This window comes from Halobacillus sp. BBL2006 (assembly GCF_000786645.1).
In the GTDB taxonomy this organism is placed as follows: domain Bacteria; phylum Bacillota; class Bacilli; order Bacillales; family Halobacillaceae; genus Halobacillus.
The window spans coordinates 1-1,902 of sequence record NZ_JRNX01000162.1 but is presented as its reverse complement, the minus strand read 5'-3'; the positions used below and the strand labels follow the sequence as shown (position 1 = coordinate 1,902).

Sequence of the window (1,902 nt, the reverse complement as noted above, 5' to 3'; positions counted from 1 at the left end):
TTCTTTTTTTTACTTGTTCATCAACAACGTGAAAAACATAATCTTAAAAGTATATCAAATAGATGGCCCCTGCTAAGATTAATCTGTAAATCGCAAAAGGAAGCAGTTTTATCTTATTGATGAGCTTCAAGAAGAACTGAATTGTAAGATAGGCAAACATAAAGGCACTCAAGAAACCTACAGCAAATAAAGGCAGAGCATCGATCGAAAAAAACTCTAGATTTTTATATAGAGAAAGACCGCTGGCTCCCAGCATGATTGGCACCGCCATAATAAAAGTAAAGTCAGCGGCTGATCGGTGACTCATACCGAACATCACACCAGCAGAGATCGTGGATCCTGATCGAGAAAATCCTGGCCAAAGGGAAAAGCATTGAACTAATCCAATAAGAAAGGCTTGTTGATAGGACATTTGATCCACTGTTTGAACCTTTGGGGTATCAGAGGCTGTAAAATCTGCTACGATCATTAATACAGCTCCCAGTACTAATCCAATCATCACAGTTTGAACCGTAAAGAGATATTGGTCAATGAAGTCTTCCAGCAGCAATCCCAGAATCGCAGCAGGAAGTAGCCCAACGAATACTTGACTTATTTTTAATCTTCTATTTTTAACATCTTCCGAGTATTCCTTTAAACCTAATAACAATAAAAACTTTTCTTTGAAAATGACCACTACAGCTAAAATGGATCCAAGCTGTACAACGACTTTAAAAGTATTGGCAATCGAGATTCCCAAAAACGCTTTGGAATGCAGCCACATTTCGTCGACGATGATCATATGTCCAGTGGATGATATTGGTGCAAATTCCGTCAAACCTTCAAACATCCCTAATATAATCACCTTCAGAAAATGAATGAGATCCATGCTCTTCCTCGCTTCATTATTTTTTAAAAGAGGGAAAGGAGGTTTCTCCTTCCCATCTATTTATCTAACACCAACCATTTGTTTGATTTCCTCGATATTGAACATGCTCCAAGAAAAATCAACCCAATAGTCCCCCCAATCAACACCTGTGACCACTCCAGATATAAAAATGACTCCGAACAACACTAAAAGTGTAAAAATGGACACAATAAAGCATTCTATTTGTTCTTTATAATTTTGCATTTACTAATTCTCCTTATCAAATCACGTGCTTTTTACGTGATGATCATTCACTCAATTTAACGGCTCCTATCATTAGAACCAGGCAATGCATGAATGAAGAAGAATTAGAAATCAAAGATAATTAGAGTTGAATTTTCGCTGGAGTAAGAATCCCATAACCGCTGATTTGACCACCGGGCGGATCATAGGTCTCTTAGAACGCCTCTTTTTTAGTAGAAAAAGTAAAAATAGAAGGGCGTGCGCTTCCGACGTCTTCCCTTTTTCTAAAGCAGGCGTTGGACGTAGAGGAAGATATTCATGCTCAGAGATGGTAATCGCTGAAGTATTGAACAAGAACTTCTCAGGATTAGGTTTGAATGTAATCTCTGAAACATCTTGGTTTACAAATAGAAAAACAATGAGCACGACCAATAGTATAGGAAATTTGAACATCTTCATCTCTTCGTCCTCCTTTCTATGCCTATTATATCAATGATTGTAAAAGACTAGCACATAATTTGTAAAAATCAGTTACATGCTAAAAGACTGGTCCATGACGATGTTGACAATTAAAGATACTTGTCTTATAACATGATATTTTTTGTGATAAAGAATTTTAAATAACAAATTAGAAAATGTATGTAATTCAGCAAACGTGCAGTAATCTGGAAGACTCGAATTAGAGATGTATGTGTGGAATAAGGGGCGTAGGGGAATAACTCGCTTTCCGTGGGCGTATGCTGTGCCTCCTCAGGCTGTCGCCTTCCGGGGTCTCATCTAATCCGCTTATCCCTTTGTGCTATCTAGTTCCA

At 37.7% G+C, this 1,902-nt stretch carries 3 protein-coding genes; all 3 read right to left on the bottom strand.

Features of this window, described 5'->3' with window-relative positions; translation table 11 throughout:
- Positions 1-43 precede the first annotated feature (43 nt).
- Positions 44-868, bottom strand: a complete 825-nt coding sequence (locus LD39_RS05825; protein WP_035543897.1) for an undecaprenyl-diphosphate phosphatase — start codon at positions 866-868, stop codon at positions 44-46.
- 60 nt (positions 869-928) lie between these two features.
- A complete protein-coding gene (locus tag LD39_RS05820; protein WP_035543895.1) occupies positions 929-1,111 on the bottom strand; it encodes a hypothetical protein in 183 nt (60 codons plus the stop codon).
- 111 nt (positions 1,112-1,222) lie between these two features.
- Entirely contained in the window at positions 1,223-1,549 is a 327-nt protein-coding gene (locus LD39_RS05815; protein WP_035543894.1) for a hypothetical protein, read from the bottom strand.
- Between the last annotated feature and the right edge of the window lie 353 nt (positions 1,550-1,902).